Annotated in this window: 32 protein-coding genes; 6 read left to right on the plus strand and 26 right to left on the minus strand. The window is 41.6% G+C overall.

Annotation, left to right across the window (positions count from 1 at the left end):
* Positions 1-79: 79 nt before the first annotated feature.
* The 25 genes from MKX62_RS05285 to MKX62_RS05405 all read right to left on the minus strand — a co-directional run bounded on the left by MKX62_RS05285 (position 80) and on the right by MKX62_RS05405 (position 12,677).
* Entirely contained in the window at positions 80-208 is a 129-nt protein-coding gene (locus MKX62_RS05285) for a hypothetical protein (RefSeq protein WP_340740968.1), read from the minus strand.
* A gap of 89 nt (positions 209-297) precedes the next feature.
* Positions 298-444: a hypothetical protein gene (locus MKX62_RS05290; protein WP_340740969.1), complete on the minus strand. Its 147-nt coding sequence runs from the start codon at positions 442-444 to the stop codon at positions 298-300.
* Between the two features lie 292 nt (positions 445-736).
* Complete coding sequence (locus MKX62_RS05295) at positions 737-1,156, minus strand: RusA family crossover junction endodeoxyribonuclease (protein ID WP_340740970.1); 420 nt, start codon at positions 1,154-1,156, stop codon at positions 737-739.
* Entirely contained in the window at positions 1,153-1,314 is a 162-nt protein-coding gene (locus MKX62_RS05300; protein ID WP_340740971.1) for a DUF6011 domain-containing protein, read from the minus strand. Before MKX62_RS05300 ends, MKX62_RS05295 begins: the two co-directional genes overlap by 4 nt.
* 1 nt (position 1,315) lies before the next feature.
* Positions 1,316-1,621 carry a MazG-like family protein gene (locus MKX62_RS05305; protein ID WP_340740972.1) on the minus strand — a complete coding sequence of 102 codons (306 nt, stop codon included), beginning with the start codon at positions 1,619-1,621 and terminating at the stop codon, positions 1,316-1,318.
* Between the two features lie 17 nt (positions 1,622-1,638).
* Positions 1,639-2,073: a hypothetical protein gene (locus tag MKX62_RS05310; protein WP_340740973.1), complete on the minus strand. Its 435-nt coding sequence runs from the start codon at positions 2,071-2,073 to the stop codon at positions 1,639-1,641.
* 31 nt (positions 2,074-2,104) lie between these two features.
* Positions 2,105-2,575: a single-stranded DNA-binding protein gene (gene ssb, locus MKX62_RS05315; RefSeq protein ID WP_340740974.1), complete on the minus strand. Its 471-nt coding sequence runs from the start codon at positions 2,573-2,575 to the stop codon at positions 2,105-2,107.
* On the minus strand, positions 2,572-2,949 hold the full coding sequence (locus MKX62_RS05320) for a hypothetical protein (protein WP_340740975.1): 378 nt from the start codon (positions 2,947-2,949) through the stop codon (positions 2,572-2,574). Before MKX62_RS05320 ends, ssb begins: the two co-directional genes overlap by 4 nt.
* Before the next feature lie 139 nt (positions 2,950-3,088).
* Positions 3,089-3,283 (minus strand): hypothetical protein, encoded by a 195-nt coding sequence (locus MKX62_RS05325; RefSeq protein ID WP_340740976.1) that lies wholly within the window; start codon positions 3,281-3,283, stop codon positions 3,089-3,091.
* A complete protein-coding gene (locus tag MKX62_RS05330) occupies positions 3,276-3,512 on the minus strand; it encodes a hypothetical protein (protein WP_340740977.1) in 237 nt (78 codons plus the stop codon). Before MKX62_RS05330 ends, MKX62_RS05325 begins: the two co-directional genes overlap by 8 nt.
* A 21-nt stretch (positions 3,513-3,533) precedes the next feature.
* Positions 3,534-4,466, minus strand: coding sequence for an ATP-binding protein (locus tag MKX62_RS05335; RefSeq protein WP_340740978.1), 933 nt, complete (start codon positions 4,464-4,466; stop codon positions 3,534-3,536).
* Positions 4,372-5,166 carry a DnaD domain protein gene (locus tag MKX62_RS05340; RefSeq protein ID WP_340740979.1) on the minus strand — a complete coding sequence of 265 codons (795 nt, stop codon included), beginning with the start codon at positions 5,164-5,166 and terminating at the stop codon, positions 4,372-4,374. Before MKX62_RS05340 ends, MKX62_RS05335 begins: the two co-directional genes overlap by 95 nt.
* A gap of 20 nt (positions 5,167-5,186) precedes the next feature.
* Positions 5,187-5,888, minus strand: a complete 702-nt coding sequence (locus tag MKX62_RS05345; RefSeq protein ID WP_340740980.1) for an MBL fold metallo-hydrolase — start codon at positions 5,886-5,888, stop codon at positions 5,187-5,189.
* Entirely contained in the window at positions 5,889-6,824 is a 936-nt protein-coding gene (locus MKX62_RS05350; protein ID WP_340740981.1) for a RecT family recombinase, read from the minus strand.
* A gap of 1 nt (position 6,825) precedes the next feature.
* Positions 6,826-8,805, minus strand: a complete 1,980-nt coding sequence (locus MKX62_RS05355; protein ID WP_340740982.1) for an AAA family ATPase — start codon at positions 8,803-8,805, stop codon at positions 6,826-6,828.
* 97 nt (positions 8,806-8,902) lie between these two features.
* Positions 8,903-9,088: a hypothetical protein gene (locus MKX62_RS05360; RefSeq protein WP_340740983.1), complete on the minus strand. Its 186-nt coding sequence runs from the start codon at positions 9,086-9,088 to the stop codon at positions 8,903-8,905.
* Positions 9,085-9,300 (minus strand): hypothetical protein, encoded by a 216-nt coding sequence (locus MKX62_RS05365; RefSeq protein WP_340740984.1) that lies wholly within the window; start codon positions 9,298-9,300, stop codon positions 9,085-9,087. The genes MKX62_RS05360 and MKX62_RS05365 overlap by 4 nt, the downstream gene beginning before the upstream one ends.
* A 45-nt stretch (positions 9,301-9,345) precedes the next feature.
* Positions 9,346-9,552: a hypothetical protein gene (locus MKX62_RS05370; RefSeq protein WP_340740985.1), complete on the minus strand. Its 207-nt coding sequence runs from the start codon at positions 9,550-9,552 to the stop codon at positions 9,346-9,348.
* A gap of 72 nt (positions 9,553-9,624) precedes the next feature.
* A complete protein-coding gene (locus MKX62_RS05375) occupies positions 9,625-9,813 on the minus strand; it encodes a hypothetical protein (protein WP_340740986.1) in 189 nt (62 codons plus the stop codon).
* Between the two features lie 16 nt (positions 9,814-9,829).
* The gene (locus MKX62_RS05380) at positions 9,830-10,126 is read right to left on the minus strand and encodes a helix-turn-helix domain-containing protein (RefSeq protein WP_340740987.1); all 297 of its coding nucleotides are present in this window, start codon (positions 10,124-10,126) and stop codon (positions 9,830-9,832) included.
* A 179-nt stretch (positions 10,127-10,305) separates the two neighbouring features.
* Complete coding sequence (locus MKX62_RS05385) at positions 10,306-10,497, minus strand: hypothetical protein (RefSeq protein WP_340740988.1); 192 nt, start codon at positions 10,495-10,497, stop codon at positions 10,306-10,308.
* Between the two features lie 5 nt (positions 10,498-10,502).
* On the minus strand, positions 10,503-11,243 hold the full coding sequence (locus MKX62_RS05390) for a Rha family transcriptional regulator (protein WP_340740989.1): 741 nt from the start codon (positions 11,241-11,243) through the stop codon (positions 10,503-10,505).
* A gap of 170 nt (positions 11,244-11,413) precedes the next feature.
* Positions 11,414-11,941 (minus strand): hypothetical protein, encoded by a 528-nt coding sequence (locus MKX62_RS05395; RefSeq protein ID WP_340740990.1) that lies wholly within the window; start codon positions 11,939-11,941, stop codon positions 11,414-11,416.
* A 71-nt stretch (positions 11,942-12,012) separates the two neighbouring features.
* Positions 12,013-12,285 carry a hypothetical protein gene (locus tag MKX62_RS05400; RefSeq protein ID WP_340740991.1) on the minus strand — a complete coding sequence of 91 codons (273 nt, stop codon included), beginning with the start codon at positions 12,283-12,285 and terminating at the stop codon, positions 12,013-12,015.
* 173 nt (positions 12,286-12,458) lie between these two features.
* The gene (locus MKX62_RS05405; protein ID WP_340740992.1) at positions 12,459-12,677 is read right to left on the minus strand and encodes a helix-turn-helix transcriptional regulator; all 219 of its coding nucleotides are present in this window, start codon (positions 12,675-12,677) and stop codon (positions 12,459-12,461) included.
* 134 nt (positions 12,678-12,811) lie between these two features.
* Here MKX62_RS05405 and MKX62_RS05410 point away from each other — a divergent pair, with 134 nt between their 5' ends.
* From MKX62_RS05410 to MKX62_RS05425, 4 genes are all read left to right on the plus strand, one after another.
* Positions 12,812-13,447, plus strand: coding sequence for a helix-turn-helix domain-containing protein (locus MKX62_RS05410; protein WP_340740993.1), 636 nt, complete (start codon positions 12,812-12,814; stop codon positions 13,445-13,447).
* Positions 13,448-13,464: 17 nt separating this feature from the next.
* The gene (locus MKX62_RS05415; RefSeq protein WP_340740994.1) at positions 13,465-14,052 is read left to right on the plus strand and encodes an ImmA/IrrE family metallo-endopeptidase; all 588 of its coding nucleotides are present in this window, start codon (positions 13,465-13,467) and stop codon (positions 14,050-14,052) included.
* A 93-nt stretch (positions 14,053-14,145) separates the two neighbouring features.
* Positions 14,146-14,970, plus strand: a complete 825-nt coding sequence (locus MKX62_RS05420) for a hypothetical protein (protein WP_340740995.1) — start codon at positions 14,146-14,148, stop codon at positions 14,968-14,970.
* 152 nt (positions 14,971-15,122) lie between these two features.
* Positions 15,123-16,022 carry a hypothetical protein gene (locus tag MKX62_RS05425; RefSeq protein WP_340740996.1) on the plus strand — a complete coding sequence of 300 codons (900 nt, stop codon included), beginning with the start codon at positions 15,123-15,125 and terminating at the stop codon, positions 16,020-16,022.
* Here MKX62_RS05425 and MKX62_RS05430 read toward each other — a convergent pair.
* Positions 16,016-16,195 carry a hypothetical protein gene (locus MKX62_RS05430; RefSeq protein ID WP_187046030.1) on the minus strand — a complete coding sequence of 60 codons (180 nt, stop codon included), beginning with the start codon at positions 16,193-16,195 and terminating at the stop codon, positions 16,016-16,018. The genes MKX62_RS05425 and MKX62_RS05430 overlap by 7 nt on opposite strands.
* Positions 16,196-16,431: 236 nt before the next feature.
* Between MKX62_RS05430 and MKX62_RS05435 the strand changes: the two genes are divergently transcribed.
* Entirely contained in the window at positions 16,432-17,622 is a 1,191-nt protein-coding gene (locus MKX62_RS05435; RefSeq protein WP_340740997.1) for a tyrosine-type recombinase/integrase, read from the plus strand.
* Between the two features lie 134 nt (positions 17,623-17,756).
* Complete coding sequence (locus MKX62_RS05440; protein WP_340740998.1) at positions 17,757-19,154, plus strand: dipeptidase; 1,398 nt, start codon at positions 17,757-17,759, stop codon at positions 19,152-19,154.
* Positions 19,155-19,206 lie beyond the last annotated feature (52 nt).

A 19,206-nucleotide genomic window follows, 5' to 3' on the forward strand; every position in this document is an offset into this window, starting at 1 on the left:
CGCCCATACGAATAACCCGACAGCATCAACAGCACACCCGTTACGATGACCACGATACCTTCTGGAAATGTAATTAAACTCATTCCGGCACTACCTTCCATCCTTGTTTCAACATCCGATTCAGTTCTTTCCCCCAAAACTGGTCATACACCCAAGCACGCTGCACACCTTCTAAACGAGTCAACAACCACCACGGACATTGATTCATACCGCATTCCTCCGACGCATGACCACAATGTATTTCCCGCGTTCTTCACGCTCAACAAAAGCCCTTTTCGACTTGCCGATACTATTTGTCTATTTGTAAATTGCCGCTGTATGGGATTCTGAACCTTCCGTAACTACTTCGAATCCCTTTACAATTAATTCAGCTACACGACGTTTAACTTCACCTTCGTTGATTCCTGTGACTTTCGTTGTGAAATACTCTGGATTTCCCACCATGAACATTGCCCCCATCCATTTTGGTTAATTGGCGTCGAAATACATTTCAAATTCCCTTTCACATTCTTCGCATTCTAAGTTGTAAGTCGTTCCTGGATCGTTCGTATCATCTTCCTGCCACTCATCGCCGCAATATGGGCATTCTATTTTTGTCGCTAATACAGAAACTTCAGTGTCGCTGTAGTGTCGATATATCTTTTTCATTCCCTCACCCATTCCTTATTTTTCAACCGTATAACAATTAATTCCATCCCGGTTTTCCACTCGAACAACTTCTGTCCCTCATTTCAGATTAGTATTTGATACAAACAACAACTTTCGGTGACAGACTATAAAACTTTCGAACCGTCAGATCCACCACTTGACTGTCGTCCTGCCAGATGACTTTAGTAAGCCCGTCCTTGATTGCCTTCACATAATTGTCGACATCCGGTTTAGTTGTCGGTCGAAGTTCACCCGACTTGATAAGCGCCTGTTTCGGCTTCGTTTGCAACGCCTTAGGTGTCGAACGATAAACATCTACATAAAGATCAATTGGACCCGTTATGAGTTCTTTTGGCGCGTATTGACCTGCAACAAGCTTCACGTAATGTTTGAAGTCTCTCGATTTCTCCGGATCATAGAGGACCGTCTTTCCTCCGAATGATTTTCCTGCCCTGGGGCGACCTTGAGCAACGGGCTCGCCCGGTATTTCAAACAAGATTTTCCTCACGACATCATCTCCACTACAACAACCTCTTCAAGCGTGATTTGGATCCTTTCGAATTCCGCATCTTCAGCAACTTGTTTTTTCTTACAGACCGGACCATAACCATCGTCAATCGACTTCTGCGTTTTTAGTTCTCTCCCGCAACGCCCGCATGTTTGCATGTTATCCCTCCAGGTCACTCTGTTTTACAAAGACTCCGTCCACCATTTGCCCTTTGCGCCCTTTTATTTCGTCGTACGCGTACTGTAAGCAATCTTGTAGCTCTAACCCGTTCTGTTGACCCAAAATGATTAACGTGACAACTACATCACCGATACCATCAATCAACGCCAACTTGTCGCCGCGTGCTAATGCCGCTGCAACTTCACCCGTTTCCTCGACAACTTTCAAAAATTGCTTACTAGAATCCGCTTTATCTAACCCTTTTTCGATTGACCATTTCTCTACCAATTCAACTAATTTATTCATTCTTTTTATCTCCCTTTTTATAAATTCACCAACATTTTTTCAAGTGCCTCCCCTTTTTCCGATTCGCCCAAATCTTCTAAACGATTGATTTCCTGCAACAGTCGAACGCGCTTCTGATTTTTGATTCTGCGTTCTTCTTTTCTGTTTTTCACACTCACCGCATGTTCGACATCCCAATTCAAGTCATCGACGCGATCAATAACATCCTGTCCCGTCAGTCCATTGCTTTCTGCCGTTTTCATTTGTTCTTCGGACACTACAGTTTTTTTCGATTCAACCGTTTTCCGATGGTGATTCACAAGTAATTCAAGTTGTTCAATTTTCATATCGCGGGGCTTGTTGACTCGAACCCCCAGCTCAATTAACTGCTTAATTAATTCATCTTGTTTTTCCGTCAACCATTCGCGTTCTCTTTTATTTAAAAGCCGATGAATACTTGCAACTTCCGCCATAACGCCCCCTCACTTTCAAAGTTTCATAGTTTTAGAACGGTAAATCGTCGTCACTTACCTCTATCGGTCCGCCACCTGTCGAAAACGGATCTTCTGATGTCGTTTCCGCTCGATTCTGAGCGCCTTGCGTGTAACTTGGAGTATTCGTATCTCTCGGTGCTTGTCCACCCTCTGGCGAACTGCTACGAGGTTCTAAGAATTGAGTGGAATCCGCCACGACTTCTGTTGTATAAACACGTTTCCCGTCTTGCCCTTCAAAACTGCCCGTTTGAATTCTCCCGTCCAATCCAACCAGACTTCCCTTTTTCAAGAAGTTCGCTACGTTTTCAGCCTGCTTTCTCCAAGCGACGCAACTGATAAAATCTGCTTCTTGCTCGCCAGCTGCATTTTTGAATGCTCTGTTGACCGCGAGAGTGAAGCGTGTGACTGCAATCCCATTTTGCAAAATCTTTAATTCGGGATCCTTTGTGAGTCTGCCAACCAAAACCGTTCTGTTTATCATTTTGTTGCCTCCACTTCGTCATGCCAATCAGTCCAGAACAGATCATCGAGCGTCATACCTTCCTGTTGAGCAAGCGAGATATCGTTATCCAAGCAAGCGACCGAACAATATGTGCTGCCACTTGCTTCGTGGAGAAAGCCCTCATCCATTCCCCATCCGCACTTAGTACAAGTTCTTGCAGACTCGTCCGACTCCGCTTGTGGTTCACTCGAAATCGTTCCTGCCGTACCTTCTTTCACCCATTTATCACAGTGGAAATCATGTTCTGTAGGACTTAGAGTTTCGCCATTCTCATAGCATCCGCCACCGATTAACCAGTGACCACATGACCAACACGTTGGTTCTGCTTGCGTTTCATAAACGTAGAAGCTCACGAGTTCACTGCCTCTCGTACCGCTAGTAAACTAACAAGAGACCGATAGTCCATACTGGACAACAGTTCACCGCTCCGTCCTCTGTGAACGAAGTGGACGACTTCCAATTGCATGATGATGTAGTTCTTCTCCGCTTCAGTCACGCCGTCATCGCCTCCACTTCGCCAAGTTCAGCCATGAGCATGTTCACAGCGCCCTCCGGCGTCGTTCCTGTCGTGATCCGCAATTCGTTGAGCAATGAGTTGAATTGTCGTTCCAAATGCTTGTCCTTGCATCCTGTGTTGTTCCACGCGCCAGCTGTTAGGATTAGTTTGTTGATGATGTGCTTAGGCATTGGATTCACCGCCTTGAACAACTAACTCCGGTGCCGCATCCATGATGTTGTTTGCAAACATGACTTGTTCGCCTAATTTGTAAATCGAGATACAATCCCGATCCATCCCGTATCTAAGTGCGATGTGCGTATCTTCCATGTTTCTGTATGTTTCCAATCGATGATTTTCACTAAAAGCTCGTTTCGCCTCTTCAAGAAAATCAAGGTCTTGTTGGTAAATTCCAGTCATTCCGCTTCCCCCTAAAATGTTTTATCCGAACAGCAAGCCTTCCAGCTCCGCATTTTCACTTTCAGCTTCTTGATCCCTTATCGATTCTTCCGGCATGTAGATTTCAATAGACATCTTCTTAACCCGACTCTTCAACCGACCATCCTGGTATATGTCCCCGAGATTTTCAATTGTTTTGTTAGAAGTGAACAGTGTTGTCTTTTTATGTTCCAATCGATAATCCGTGATATCGTAAAAAATTCTTTCTGCGAAGTCAGTGGGCTTTTCAACAGCTAAATCATCAACAACCAACACTTCTACTTCGCGGAACATGCGAACGATTTCACTTTCTGTCGTATCTGAGTCATTGTTGAATGTCTTTTTGATTTGAGAAAGCAGGTCATTCGCTTTCAAGAAAGCTATATCAACGCCGTACATTTTAACCAGTGCATTTGCGATACTAGATGCCAGTCTCGTTTTACCGGACCCCTTGATATCGCTATACAGATACAAACCCTTGCCGTGCTCTTTCATGGCTGGATAGTTCTCTACGAACTTAATGGCTGCCTTTTTCGCTATCGTTGCTGTATCTCGATTATCTTGGGACTTGTACTTGTTTACGTCGTAAGAATGGACCGTTGCATTACTAAAGATTGGTGGAATACCTGACAAGTCTAGTTTTTTATCAATCTCGCGCTGTTTAATGAGTTGTTCGTAGCACTTACATTGCTCCATCCATTCAGCGCGTTTCAATTTACCGTCCTCGTCGATTTCATCCTTTTTATTCTGACGAGACCAATCTTTAATCCATAACCACCCTTTTCCGTCACACTTTCGATAAGGGCAATCGTCAGATGGCGTTGTTAGTATCTCGATTGGATTAGATGCCAGCGATTCTCTTACGTCGTTCATTCGCTTCGCTAATAGCGGATTGTCTTTCATCATTCTTTGGATCACTTCGCTTAGCGGTTCCATTGTTTGCACCTCCAACACTTATAAGTTTTGGACTTGTTAAGATTTTCTTTGTGTAATTTAAACTGTTGGAACCATTCATTCTTGTTTCTTTCATGGCTGCCATTACATCTTCTTCTCCAAAGTCATCAATCAAGTCCCCGAGCTGTTGACCGATGAATGAGCTGAGCGTTCCGAATCCTTCTTGTTCATAAAATTGAAATGGATTGATTTCCACGGGCGCCTTATCATCTTCTTTTTCTTTTTCATTCTTAAGACATTCTTTATCATTCTTCTTTATATGCACAGGCTGTTTACTACCTGATGTACTAGCTGTTGTTTTGCTGTTACCCCCTCCGTCTTTTGACTGGTACGAATCCCAGTTTGACAAGGTTACGAGTGTATACTGCCTGTTACCCCTACCGCGATTTATGGTTATCATTTCTTGTTTCTCTAACCATTCCAATATTTTGGAAATCGTTCGCGGGTTGGGCTCTTTCCACTGCAATCCTTCGTAGTATCCAATGCCTTTAGCAATGTTTCTTACGGACGTTAAATGTTGTCCTGGCTCGATATCGAAGAACGACCCATCTTCCATCGGGATCTTATTTGGCGAATGATTTACTTTGTATTTAAGGTATTGCCAAACTCTGTGATAAAGAGGGGGCATCATCCAAATGTCGCTTTTCAACTCTGACCGAAAATCCTTTATAAAGCCGCCCATTCTTCCACCCCCTCATTTTTTTATGGAACGTACACAAGCTTTCCAGTTTGTTCCTGTACTGCTTTTTTGAACACTGCTTCATCCGAATTCGTATCCGAAAGATGCAGCAAATGAATCTCCTGAACTTTCGATAGATCGTTAGCTTTCAAAAACAAAAGCATGTTTTCCAGTGAAAAATGACTCTTCACTACTCGTTTTCTTAAAAACTCATGGATCCGTCCGCTATCTACGTTTTCATTCAATATCTTCTGAGAGTAGTTGCACTCAACCATTAAATGAGTGAGACCTTGAAACTTGTACTTGATGTAGTAGGTGTCAGTAGCGAACAGGAGCTTATCTCCTGCCTCGTTAGCGAGTAGAAAGCCGAACGGCTCACTTACATCGTGCTGAACATCAAACGGCAACACCGTCCATGTACCGAGCTTGAACTGCTTCTTGTTTTCGACTGCTTTGATTCGATGATGATTGATTCCGATCGCTTCTTTTGTTCCGGGCGACATGTAGATATTCAATCCACGGTCTGCAACTTCACTGACGGCCTTACAATGGTCATTATGCTCGTGTGTAACCAATACGCCTGCAATGTCCGAAGTCTTGAAATTCAAGGCCTTCTGTATGTTTTTGAACGTTATCCCGCACTCCAAGAGGAGGGGGGTTATGCCATCCGTGATCCAGTAGCAATTCCCCGTACTTCCTGTTGCGAGTGTTTTGATTTCAATCATTTAGAAGCCCGGGCCATTTGAAGCGACTGGCTCTGGTTCGGGTTGAACTAGTGGCTCCGAAATGATTTCTCCTGTGCTCACGTCAATGTCCACTTTCGGCGTTTCAATGACTTCCGGTTGAATATCCAGTGTTTCGGTATTAGCATTTTTTTTAATTTCATACTCTGGATTAATCTCTTTACGTTCATTTTCGAACTCATTTTCAGTGGTGCGATTAACTGCACCGATGAACAGATCACTATCGTCCGAAGTATTGATAAACGCTTTAGCTGCACGATTGATAACTGTCCGTTTCGACATTTCTTGCGGGTACTTGTTTTGCACTGTCGCCATGCTCGATTGCGACCATGATGTTTTGATTTCATCCATTGTCATAACTGTCAAAAACTGAACGCCGTCGTCACGCTCGATGATGCAATAAGCACCTTCTATGTCGTCTTTATTTCCTGTTGCAGCCTTCCAATCCACTTTGTGCGCTTTAAAAGCCAACTGACCACGTTCGTTGTACTCCACATCGAACGTTTCACCTTTCCAGATAACATTGGCCCATATATCCTTAACGCCGCTCATTCGCTTAACTACCGCTTGCGTACCGTGATAAGATCGTGTGAATTGCATTTTGTCACCGTAAACAATGAAGTAACCTTGGTTCTTCGCGACACTCAACGCTTGGATTGCCATGTCTTGCAAGGAGAATGCGACACTCTCCGTTGTTGCGCTGTCGATTAATGCTGTTTTCTTCTTGAAATCCACTTCTGTTAATTTGAAGTAAGCTGCCTGAACCGCGTTGACGATTGAATAATTTTCTGGAATGTTGATTTGATTGTTGGCAACCATGCTCTGAACTTTTTCAGCGACCTTAGTTACGATTGAATTTTGTTTATTTGATTCAGCTGGTGGTTGGCTTTGGTTTTGTTGTAGTTGATTAGTCGTCATATTAAATAGCCTCCTGTAATTCGTCTTTTTCGATACGTAACTGCTTGTCCTTTTCAGAAACAACCAAACTGATCAACTGTGAATCTGTATCAATCAATTGGGTAACTGCCTCAGCGTTATCGACGAAGATAGGCGCTCTAATTCCGAAGTGTTCCGTCAGTGTATTGATGATGTCGATACCAACGTTGATACGTGCTGCATTGTTCAGGCCACTTGAATATGGAACTCCGTCAAACGTCGTCTCGCAGACCTCTTCAATACCGCCATTGATGTTCGTTTTGAAGAGATTGAACCGCGCATACTTGAATTTCGAGTTAATCTTTTCAGTAAGGAGCTCAACTTTAGAGCGGATAAATTCTTCTGTAAGAAACAATTCTCCTTCCAACTTTTCAAATTCTGTTGCCAGCTCTTTTTGCTGTTCTTCAAGTTTGGCAATACGCTTTTCAGATGCCACTACTTGGGCTTGCTGTGCGATTTGGGCACTGAGTTCAGTGCGTTTAGCACGAAGACTAGCAACCTCAGTTTCAATGTCTGTAACGGCTTGCTGTGCGTTTTCTTGCAACGCCGTAATGCTCGCCGCAACCGTCTCTTTCTCCTGCACCTTGTCCGTGTAACGCTTGTCCTGTCTTGCATCCTTCACGGTTTGTCTAAGCGATTCTAGTTCTTCCATAAGTTTCGCTCCCGCTTTTTTCTTAGCGACGATTTGCGACTCTAGTGAAACAACTTCTGCTTTTAATTTCTCGATTCGCTCAAGTGTTTGAGTCTTATCCTCCGTAATCGCCTTTCCGTTGGCGCTGATTTGTTCAAGTTCAGTCGATTTAGCCAGATTAAATGTGGCAACCGCTTTTTCTTTAGCGGCTTCAATCTCTTCAATTGGTAAGGATTGATTACAAGTTGGGCACACGCCGTCTGAATCGTGTTGGTGCGTGTACACTTGTCCATTCCTTTCGTACCAACGTTCTTTTAATGCGATTAACTTTTCATCAAATCGAACAACGTCTTTTTCCAATAGCGCTAACTGGTGCGCTGTGTCGTCTTGCTTGCGGTTCAAAATAGCTACATTCGACTGTTCTTCTTGGATCTTTGCGTTGACTTGATGACCTTTCTCGACCGCTTCTGATTCGAGATCATTCTGGATTTCTTTCAAGTCCAACTCAATCTGGCGTAATTCGTTTTGCTTTCCAGTGATAGCTGAACCATTCTTGATGTTGTTGATTTGAGTGGCATTTTCATCGAGTTTCGATTCGATTACCGCAACTTCTTTCTCTATAGAAGGAACGTCGATATTTACTTCCGGTAATGAGTTGTTGATTTCGTCAATTCGGACAGGAATGCGGTCGAGTTCCTTATTGATTTCGGCCCGGCGTGATGCAATAACTTTTCGATGATCCTCAATAGTGCGACCTTTCAAGATGGTTGGAAGGTCTTTCAATGCACTGTTGAATGCAAGGACATCTTCCTCTTCAACATCGCCGCATACTTCAAGCAGCGTGGCTCTACGGTCCTGCCATTTAAGATTTTCATTGAAGAATGTTGGTGATGTGAGAAGCTTGAACACATCTTCCTTTACGATGGAATCAACTTTCGCTTGGTATTCACCTTTTTTTGATGGAACGCCGTCGATGAAGTAGCTCGTTTTGTGTCCAGTAAATTCAGTGACCGGTGAACCACGTCTTTTCTTCCATTCCTCCGCATATACTTTTCGTAAAGTGAGAGGACTGCCGTCAATTTGGAAAATAGCATCAACTTCATGCTCTAAATTGTTGATTTCCACGCCCTCTTTTAGTGTTTTAATAGCGAAGTCTGCGCGATTGTTACTGTCTTTGTTGAATAGGAGCCACACGAAGCTGTCAAAGAGCGATGTCTTGCCAGTAGCGTTGTCACCTAATACGCTAATGTCCATCCCATCTGCACCAAGGTCGAATTTCTTAATTCCTTTGAAGTTCTTAAGCGTTAGATTCATCAGTTTTACTTCTTTCATGATTGTTGCCTCCCTTGTGTTTTTGGGGGTTCTGCGCTAAAATAGCGGTAATAGAATTTCTCAGAACCCCGAACTCGCTGTTATCGCAGCGGGTTTTTTATTTTGCTTCGTCGTACCGGATAATTTCAGCAGTCTTGCGAAGTGTATAAACACTCAGACCGCTTCCCCATGTTTCTTCGAACTGTTTCATCGCAACCAAGGCGCTGTCTTTGTTCGTGTGGATGATGTATGGATCCGACTCTGTCACAAGTCTGATTTCCCACTCCCACGATTTTTTCTTCATTTCTCTTCACCGCCTTTTTGCTCCAATTGCCATGTCGCATATTGCCACATCGTTCCAAGCACAAACGCAAGAACTGGTGCAAAGTAGAGTACAATTTGACCTTTTTCCGCTAATGTCAGCATTCTGATTCTCCTTTCTTTAGTAGATGGTTGAATCCCATCAAGAAGCCCGGGAACGGGTTCGAGTAACCAGCTCGATTGGGAGGAAATCATTCAATGACTCCCAGGCTTCTTGATAGGAGCCAAGGCTCCAGTCGTTTATAGGTCAAAATAATACTTCCTTATATCCATGTGTATGACCCTCAACAAATCTGCTCTATTCATTGCATCTCGTTGTATATCTGCCGTTCTCGGATTACTGATAACATCTTCCCATTTCCTTATTTCTTTGAGCAGACGATTTTCATACCCTTCTAACGTTTTAGATGAATTCAGTTGCTTTTGCCTATTCCGTTTGTTCGCCATGTTATTCGCTCCCTTTTGTGGTATAATTACGATAAGTTGATTTTCAAAAGTTCGCCGGCTGACATTGCTGTGTCAGTTGGCTTTTTTTATTTGTTTTAAAATACTCAATTGCTCGATTTTATCTACAGCTATTCTTGCATGCCGTAAAGCCGCTGCATTGTCGCCCTCTTCTACTTCACGAGCTGCTGAGTTCATGTGGAATTTTGATTCTTGTTTCAAATTGTGTGTGAGCTTGTGCAACGTATACTCGAAAACTTCCATCAATCTAACCTCCTACTTATATGAATTTGATAAATCCGCCAACGAATTGAGTTAACATCTGAGTTAGCTGTATTACGTCCACACCGTTTACTAGTGCCACTCCAAGATCAGCTGGCATTGTGTTAGTGACTTGCAATTTCGACTGGACCACTTGCAACCACTTGATAAAATCATCTAATTTAACCGCTCTATCTCCGTTTTCGAGTTTTGAAACTGTTGGCCTCGAAGTCTGTATTAGTGGGGCTATTTCATCTTGTGTTAATTTAACCCTTTTTCTAGTTTCCTTAAGTACTGCGCCGTAATCGTAATTCATAAAACCCTTTCCCCCTCGAATGTTCCGTTTTCGAACATGTTCCAAAATGGACCAACATTTCCCAAACGACTCTAGTAATATAGTTAATGAAGGAACTCACCACCATTGCAGGATGACCCCTCCTTGCAACCTCGATTTACAACCTTCGGAACTAAGGGGCTTGCCCGCCCCTCTTCGCATTACACCAACAAATCGGATACTTGCTCTAACATCCGTATGATTTCGGCAATTGCTTCACGAGAAGCAACGATCTCTGCTACATCCACTCTGTCTTCACTTATAAAACTTTGCAGATTAATTATTGCGATCTCGTTCCCCTCAACGTCGGCATTGAAGCTGTATCCTTCTGAGATTACGCTTAGTTTTTTCAACATCCTTACACACCTGCCGTTTCAGTTAGTTGGTATTTCGCTAGATTCAATTGATACTTAACCGCCAATTCCTTGATGACTGTTATATAAACGCTGATAAGCTTTTTATCCTCAGCAATGACATCCAATTTAGTCACCTTATTGATTGCCGTTTTCGAAGATCCTCTTAACGCCATTTTCGAGTGCCTGTTTTCAAGACGAATATCTAAATTACATGCCCCGCGGCTTTCTAGCAGTTGATAGCTTTCGTTTCGGACTTCTCGGTAATACTCACCGCCGCCCAACTTCATCACGATTGCATTGATGATTCGGTTCGCCTGGTTTCTCCAGTCTTTAACGTCCATTGAAAGAATGCTTACAATGTTGTCTTGTTTTTCTTCTACTACCGTTATTCGCTTATCCTGTTCAACAAGTTGATTAACCTGCATCTGCATGATTTCTAGTTGCGACATCGGTTTGTTGTAACTTTCTAACTCTTCTATCCGTTTGATAACTTTGAATCTAGTCATAGCGTCATATTTTAAAGCAAGTTGCATAGCCCCATCTTTACCGAATGTGTAGCACGGTTGCTGCTTGTTTTGAGAATTCATATATGTGGACTCTTCAAAAATGAGTTGTCCTACTTCTTCTCCCAAATTTTCAATCTCAATGCGAATATCGCGCATAACGTTGTAATGTTTCTTGCCTACGATTTCCGCAATATCCAAACTCGTCATTTTTACTCCGCTGTTTATTAGTTGCTTCATTGAATTTCCTCCTTTTAGTAGGTATTCTGTTCCTCGCTGTCGAATAGTGACGATAGAGGGGGTGATTGCCATGAGAGCACAATATAATTTGAGTATTGAACGTTTAACAAAACAAGAAATTGCTGAAATTGATCAAAATTTTACTGATTCGGGATGGATTATTCGCGGACTCAATAATACAGTCGGGTCTCATACCCTGCGTATTTATCAATGGGAACAGATTGAATTCGATCCAGTTTATCCTTCGGGATTTGAATCACGAACGGAACGAATTGATTTGAACCATTTTCCTCGTGCTGTAATTGACTAATTCCAAATAGATCCGGGTGGCAAAGTGGCTCTCCTCCACTTTCCGACAAGCGATTATAAAAATCTTCATCATTGGTGGTTATAATCGCTGTCCCCGGAGATACAAACGCGATGCAACTAAAATGAAGTTTCATTTTCGTTTCTATGTTTTTCTTCAACGGCATTTCCTTCTGTTTATCCTGAGTAATTCCAACTAGATACACATTCGCATTTCTTTCTAAACTCGCATATCCCAGTACTGTCGGCTCAAACAATACTCCAATATTGCTTTGGGCCTTTATTTCCTCATAGCGTTCAACGTCGTTCGTTAGGATGAGACTTTTCAAATTCACTGGTCCGAAATCTATAATGTACTTTTCGTCTTCCTCGGGATTTTTGTTTTTATCCAACCTTCTCACCTCCTATATAGATGATTTGTGGAACCCTGTACCGTGCGCCTGCCAACGCGTTTATTTTTTATTTACCATTCACTCATGATTTCTTTAATGACTTTCACGCTCGGTTCATAAAGCCAAAGTCGTTTGCTATTTGGCTTTTGACGAAGATGCACCCGCATTCGCGAGTCCCTTAAAATGTTTTCTTCTAGAAACGTTTTACCTATACACAACCGTTTACACATTTCTTCCACGTCCCAAGTGATCAAGAAATCACGGTGAGTAGCATCCAACTTTTCTTGGAATTGCTTCTTCGCGTATTCTCGGTCGAATTCGACGCTGACTTGAGCCATTACCATCCGACTCCCTCCCTTCTCTTCTCCACACCCACCAAACAAAGTTCGAAGTCTTCGCGTAACCAATTGGCGTGGCTCCCTTCTATAGAAGAAGATCATGGCCGACTCCGCTCTTTCGAACTTTCGTTGCTGGGTGTGATGTACATATTTTTAAACGACTACTTGGGAATCCGCAATCAACACGATTTGTGCGGTAGAGGTGTAAAAAAAATATCCTCCACGCTCGAATTGTAGTATCGTGCAATTTTCATTTTAATCTCATCCCTTGGAATACGTTGACCGTTTTCATACATTTGCAACGCACTTAAACTGATTCCTAATCTTTCCGCAACCCCTTCTCTCGCTTGCTCTCCTCGAAGGTCTGTAAGTCTTTTTCCGATTAACGCTTTATCCATTCCCTCACCGCCTTCCACACGTTTCGTGTTTCTATGTCCTAATATTAACCCACACATTTCGTGTTGTCAACACATTTCGTGCTTTGAATTAAAAGATAACACGTATTGTGTTATCTTAAAGATAGGTGATGAATATGAATAGCACATTAGGAGCTAGAATTAAGGAATTACGCAATCAGAAAAAACTATCCCAAAAGGAATTCGGGAAGTTGTTTGCGCTAGCCGAAAGCACGATAGGCATGTATGAAAGGGACGAAAGAAAGCCTGATTACGAAACGCTTGAATCATTCGCGGAATACTTCGGGGTTACAACTGGATATTTACTCGGCACGGAAATAAAAGATTTCACTTCTATTGTTAGGAATATGGGTATTAGACAGGGACAATTAGAAAACGAAGAAAAACATAATTATTTGACCGAAAAAGAAAAAGAAGAATATAAAACGATTCAAGAATTCTTCAACGAAAACCATAGAGGTTCTATCCTTGATATTATCAAGAAATGTGTAGATTTAGAAAAGGTCAATAAAGACTACGAACCCGAAAAGTTAAAAAACACAGTAACTGTAGCAGGTAAAGAATTTGATCTAACGAAGGAAGATTATGTAGCTTTTCTGGAATTGAAAAAACACCCCATCATGTTTAATGATTTAAAGTCTGATCCAGAAGCGAAAGTGAAAGAGTTAATTAAGCTCTATAAGATGAAGAAAATGTTCTTGGAAAATGACAAAGAGGAATACGGCGATGGGTTTGGGGATTTTGAGGATTAATAGAAGGCTGTGACATCATGCGAATGCAGCAAATGCGAATCTACACAGACCAATGGGAAGAACGAGCTGAAAAAGTTCTATCTCGTTTTAATTATAATTTCCCTGATGAAATTGATATGCACGATATCTGTTGGCGTTACGGTATCAAAATCATGCCGCTAGATGATCCGTTCACGGGTCAGTACATCGACTTCGAAACAGTTAGTCATCTTAGATCATTCTCTATACCTAAAACCTCGGACAAGCATAGCGTGATCTTTTTGAAAGAGGGATTAGGTTCGATCGAAAAGAAATTACTGCTTGCCGAAGAATTTTGTCACTTACATGCCCACCACTCGTCTCAACTAGGGATGAACAAGTATGCGGTTGAAAAACTGGAGAATCAAGCAATGAAGATGGCGGCCTACTTATTGATGCCAGCTAGATTTATCAATTCTGTTTATGAAGCAGCCTATGATGAAGCTGTTGTCATATCTGATATCGCTGATTACTTCCTCGTCACAGAAGAATTCGCACATTATCGGTTGGAATTGATATTTAATCGCCGGGTTGATGCGTTTGTGTCGCATTGGGGCATGTTAGGTACGTTTGAGTGGTTTGAGTAATAGCCAGCATGTACTGCGTATCTCGAGAGGATGCGCACCTTAAAAACTTACGGAATGTTCGTTGATTAATATTAGAAATGGGGGGGAGATAGCATGCAAATAGTTCTAGCATTCCTTCTTTTTTTTGTTGGATTTGTTTCATTAATAACCTTCTTCACCTTGTGGCTTATTCGGAAAGTATACGAGAAAGAACATTTACGGAAGGTTTTTGGCCTATTAACACTTTCTTCTGTAGGAGTTATGGTTCTGTCCTTCGTTATCATTATTAATGCTCCCAGTCCTGAGAAGGTCACGAAAAGCATTACTGAAAGAGGGTCTCAAGTTACTGGATTAAAAACCAGTGAACAAAAATTCCTCAAGAATAATAAAGAGATAGAGGATTTAGCTGAAAAAGCCGAGGAAACTGCTGTAATAAAAGAAGAAAAGGATCGCTTGGCTGCTGAGGAAAAAGCGGAAGCTGAAAGTCTACCAAAAGAACAACTTGTGAAGGTTGCGCTAGTAAAAGAGGATGATTCTGTTCTCGGTAAATCCAATGATGTCATTTATAACGTGTTCCAAAGTGGCGATGACGAAATTAATGAGACTATTAGTGACATCGAATTCGACGAAAGTGAGAAAGTTCTTATGGTTACCGTAAAAGGTAAAGATGGTTTGTCTGAGAAATCAATCGGACTTGGATTTTACGAAGATTCCACTGCTGTATATCGCGAGTTAGCTAAAGATGACCGTATTGACGAGGTGTGGCTCACAATCACCTTCCCGATGAGAGACACCTATGGTAACGTCGCGAACGAAGATGTTATGGGAACTTATATGTCGCGAAAAACAATGGATAAAATTAACTGGCAGAGCTTCGATTATCAAAAATTATTAGATGTTGTAGATGGTAAAAGAATCTATCCGCAATTTGTACAGTGAACTATAAGAGCCGCCCTACCCAGGGCTTTCCATTTAACGTTAACCAAACTAATATATACAACGCGCCCGAAGAGGTTGCGCACCTTGAAAATTTACGGAATGTTCTATGAGTTATGTTGGCGAGATAGAAGATATAGGAGGCTTTGATGTAGATGCTAAGACCTAACCAAATTGGTGATGATTTTGTATTGCAAAAGGTAGATGCAGAACCCTTTATAGAAGCGACAAAAGAGTTTTGGTTAAATTTCATCTATTCTTACCGGGAATATGTGAATACACACTTGGAACAAAGGTATGAAGAATTTCCATCACATTTTCCTTATATGAAAAAGCTCCAATGGATAACTATATTTAGGAACAGTGAAATCATATTCTACATATATGAGGATAAGTCAGATGGAATCAAGTGGCGAACTCTACAATTTGATAATTACGGCGATTATAAAGCATTTCATCATGCTTCACAGGAAGTCAGAAATGCAAAGATGCAATCAATGTTAGATAGAGATGATCAACCATTAGTTAAACAAGAAATTAGTTATGGCTTTATAGAGCAATCTACAATGGAAGCTTCGGAAGATCCTTCTGATTTAGCTGAAATGGGAAAATTAAAAGGTCGAATGTTGGCTAAGCAACACGGCGATGTATTGAAGAAGGAGAAAGAGGAACGATTCGCATTATTTGATCTTGAACAATTTGTTTTAAAGGTTGGTGATGATCACTTCGAATACGAAATTGGCGAAGCCATCGAGGCGTATAGACAAGGTTTGTACTTGGCTGCAACAGCGGTTGCTGGAGTGGCACTTGAAAACATCCTTGTGCTGATTTTAAAGAAAGAAGGACTCTCTTCTCAAACCAAAGGACCTTATATCAAGGACTGTTTAAAAGTATTAGTCGATAACTCATTATTAGAAGATCGCAAACGACGAGAAATAATGAATTTTAACAATACTCGAAACGGAGCTGCGCATTCTAATTCTGGGATAGCTATGGCTGGGCATGCCGAAGAAGGTTTTACTATAATTAAATATTTGATTCAGGAATTTTACTGAAGGTAATCCTTATTTTTGAAATTAATCAAGTCTACGAATTCGTCATATAATTTAATTAAATTTTCATCTTGATCAAAACCTAATGAATATATTAAACCGTCTAAATGGGAAATTAACAATTCAATTTCTGACACTGTGAAGTGAACGGTTATTTGTTTTTCTGTAAATTCCATATAATTACCTCCCCTGTTTTTTATACTAGGTTTTAATATATAGTATAGTCTTATTCGAATAGTTTTACACGTGAAAAGTAAGCAAATTTATGCAATGAAGCGTAGTACTCCCCTGCCCTTTTTCAGGGCTTTTCTTTTAACACATGGAAGAACATATATTCGTAACAGTATAGGAGGTGATGCACATTACCTATCCCCCGCCGTGCGCCTGCCGACGCTAAAGGGAGATAAATAAGATGAATGTTAAAAATAAATCGAAGAAGCCGAAGAAGAATTTCACCAGCAAAGAGCCAGAAGTGTTTTGGCATCTGAATGCCAAAGGAGAAAAGTTGTGGGGTTTCAGGCATCGCTATTACGACACATTCGGCAAACGTCGAGAAAAACCAAAGCAAGGCCTAGCATCCGAAAATATCGCCATCAGAGAGTTGCTGAAGGTTAAAACAGAACTTATCAACGGGAATACCAAACGTGTTGATAACTCTAATTTAACAATTTCTGAGTGGGTTGATATTTGGTTCAATGAAAATGAACGGCATTGGGCCATATCTACGCAAATTAGACGCAAAGGTATTATCAAAGATCAAATAAAGCCGCTTGTTGGGAAATACAAACTAGCTAAGTTGGACAGGTCCACTTACATTACCAAATTTATTAATGAACTAGTGAAAAGTTACGAGACTTCGAGTGTCAAAAACTTTCACAACATTTTTAGAATTGCTATCAATGCTGCTGTTGACAATGAAATCATCCCGCGTAATCGTTTTAGTAGAATTAAGATAGCTGGTAAAGAGGAAGATAAGGTTAATGAGAATTACCTTACTGCAGCAGAATTAAAAGAATTCCTTGTTTTCTCGAAAAGCAACACAACCATAACGAATCACACCGCCATGATGTTGCTTGCTTATACCGGCTTGCGGAAAGGTGAAGCGAATGGTTTACGGTGGAAAGATATTGATTTCGATAGTATGAAGTTGACTGTGGAACGGACGAGGGATCGAGATGGTACTAGGAAACCGAAAACTAAAAACAGCTATAGAACCATTAATATCAGCAATTTAGTGGTTGAACAACTTAAAGTCTATCGAAAATGGTGTATAGAGGCTAAATTCTCAAACGGGAAAAAGTTATTAGATGATGATTTCATCTTCATCTCTAATCATGACGCTAAACCTATTAGCGATGACTGTCTTAACAAGTCATTTAATTTCTTGGCCAAGAAATCAAATATCAAACGTATTACTCCGCACGGAATGCGTCACACGCATGCTACAATATTATTAACGCAAAGCGAACCGCGATTACCTGTCGCAGTAATTGCCAAGCGTTTAGGGAATAGTATACAGATGATTAATAACGTTTATGGTCATGTCATCGAGGAAATAGAAGTAGAGTCTGTATCGTCATTTGATGATGCTGTAAACCTCTAAAAACAGTCGTTTTGGGGGTATATTTGGGGGCAGTTTTCGAGTTTCGCCCTACAAACCCTTTAACCGCATGACTTACTGAGTTTACGAAATACTACTATTTCTATTCACGAAATTATTTGAAATGAGGGATTGTGTTGAATCATTTAGAGACGCTTGACGAGTATTTTAAAGAACAACGGGACGAACATCTTGGACAATTAAAAGACTTCCTCCGTATTCCAAGTATTAGTGCATTATCCGAACATAAAAACGATATGCAACAGGCTGCTGAGTGGTTGCTGAATTCATTCAAAGAAGCAGGACTTGAAAACCTTTCAATCGACGAAACAGACGGACAGCCTGTTGTTTACGGCGATTGGCTCCACGCAGAAGGAAAACCGACAATTCTAGTCTATGGTCATTACGACGTCCAGCCGGTTGACCCGCTGAATTTATGGGAAACTGGACCATTCGAACCCGAAGTTCGTGATAACAAATTATATGCGCGCGGCGCCAGTGATGATAAAGGACAAGTATTCATGCATGTGAAAGCCGTTGAAGCACTTATGCAAAAGACAGGCGGTTTACCAGTCAATGTGAAGTTCATCATTGAAGGTGAAGAAGAGATTGGCAGTCCAAGTCTCGAAAAATACATTGAGGCCAACAAAGATAAGCTCGCGGCTGACGTCATCGTCATTTCTGATACAGGCATGCAAGGACCTGGACAACCTGCAGTTTGCTACGGACTTCGAGGTCTGTGCGGCGTACAAATCGACGTGCAAGGTGCGAATAGCGATCTTCACTCCGGCTTATATGGTGGAGGCGTCCAAAACCCGATTCATGCGCTTGCAGAAGTTCTCGCCTCGTTCCGTGACAAAGAAGGAACGATTGCAATTGAAGGGTTTTACGACAATGTCCGTCCTCTATTGGATGAAGAGCGCGAAGCCTACCAAGCACTTGGCTTCAATGAAGATGAACTGAAAGAAGAAATTGGCGTGACAGAACTGTTCGGAGAAAAAGGATATTCACACCTTGAGCGTACATGGACTCGTCCTACGCTTGAAGTGAACGGCGTATTTGGCGGATTTTCAGGCGAAGGCATTAAAACCGTACTGCCAGCTGAAGCAGGCGCGAAAATTACATGCCGTTTAGTTCCTGACCAAGATCCAGACGAAATCATTGAGAAATTGAATGCGCATATCGAAAAACATAAACCAGTAGGCGTAACTGTAACAGTCACCGAATTCGATAAAGGGAAACCGTTCATCACACCGTTCGATCATCCTGCAATCCAAGCTGCAGGACGTTCGTACGAAAAGGTTTACAATGTTCCAACTGCCTATACACGTGGTGGCGGATCAATTCCAATCGTTGCAGCATTTGATGAAATACTAGAATTACCCGTCGTCTTGATGGGCTTCGGACTGGCGTCAGAAAACTTCCACGCACCGAACGAACACTTTCATTTGGAAAACTTCGACCAAGGACTACGTGTCATCGGCGATTATTATTATGAAATTGCAGGCTTTGAGAAAGATGAATTGAAAAAGTGATACGTGTGCCGGATCCTTCTTGTGAGGGTCCGGTTTTTTAGAACTTAACAAC

Source organism: Sporosarcina sp. FSL K6-5500, from assembly GCF_038005665.1.
GTDB classification, from domain to species: Bacteria; Bacillota; Bacilli; order Bacillales_A; family Planococcaceae; genus Sporosarcina; species Sporosarcina psychrophila.